The organism is Vibrio sp. Vb0349 (assembly GCF_033338975.1).
In genome coordinates, this window is sequence record NZ_JAWOTS010000368.1 from 1 (window position 1) to 1,130 (window position 1,130).

Annotated in this window: 1 pseudogene; it reads left to right on the top strand. The window is 45.9% G+C overall.

Annotated elements, in window-relative coordinates:
• Window positions 1–77 precede the first annotated feature (77 nt).
• A pseudogene (locus tag R7Q47_RS25905) lies at window positions 78–1,052 on the top strand (PTS transporter subunit EIIC); the annotation flags it as partial.
• Window positions 1,053–1,130: the final 78 nt, after the last annotated feature.

Here is a 1,130-nt window from a genome sequence, read left to right on the forward strand (position 1 = left end):
CGGCTCTTTAGTTGGCTTTGTTTTGGCTTGTGTGGTGTTTAGCGACCCCCGAGATCTACTCTCTTTCCCGACGCCGCGTACTGAACTCTTTCTTCTGGTTTGGTATGGGTGCTTGTCAAGAAGTGCTAGTTTCTGGCGCAACAGCTGCTGGTCAAGCTCTTCCTGCACTACAACAACTTTGTGTTGACCCAGCTTTAGCTAAGACTCTTGTTGCTGGTCAAACTCACACATTTGAATTCGCTAACTCAGTAACTCCAGAAATTACAGCAACTGTTAAAGAAGTAACTGAAACAGTTAAATCTGGTGACCTACACCGTTTCTTCGGCGGCGATAAGAGCGCTGGTGTATTCATGAACGGTTTCTTCCCAGTAATGATGTTTGGTCTACCAGGTGCAGCACTTGCTATGTACCTAGCGGCTCCTGTTGAGAAACGTAGCCAAGTTGGTGGTGCATTGTTCTCTGTTGCATTCTGTTCATTCCTAACTGGTATCACAGAGCCTCTAGAGTTCATGTTCGTATTCCTAGCTCCTGCTCTATACGCGATTCACGCAGTGTTCACTGGTCTATCGCTAGTTGTTGCTAACATGCTTGGTACGCTACACGGCTTCACATTCTCTGCTGGTCTAATTGACTACTTGTTGAACTACGGTCTAGCAACTAAACCTCTACTACTAGGTGCAGTGGGTCTTGGCTTCGGTGCTCTTTACTTCTTCACATTCAGCTTCGCAATCCGCGCGTTTAACCTAAAATCGCCAGGCCGTGAAGATGATGATAGCCAAGCAGCAGCACCAGCAGGTGAAGCAAAAAGTGGTGACCTAGCTCGTCAATACCTAAAAGCGCTAGGTGGTCATGACAACCTAACTTCAATTGACGCATGTATCACTCGTCTACGTGTTGCTGTTGCAGATACTGCTGCGGTTGACCAAGACAAACTAAAACAACTTGGCGCTGCTGGTGTTGTAGTTGTTGCAGGTGGTGTTCAGGCTATCTTCGGTACTAAGTCTGATAACCTAAAAACTGAAATGGATGAGTGGATTCGTAACCACGGTTAATCCCCAACATTCATTGTTTTGAAAGGAGGCTAAGGCCTCCTTTTTTGTGTTTTGGATATCGCTGAATAACTTATTATC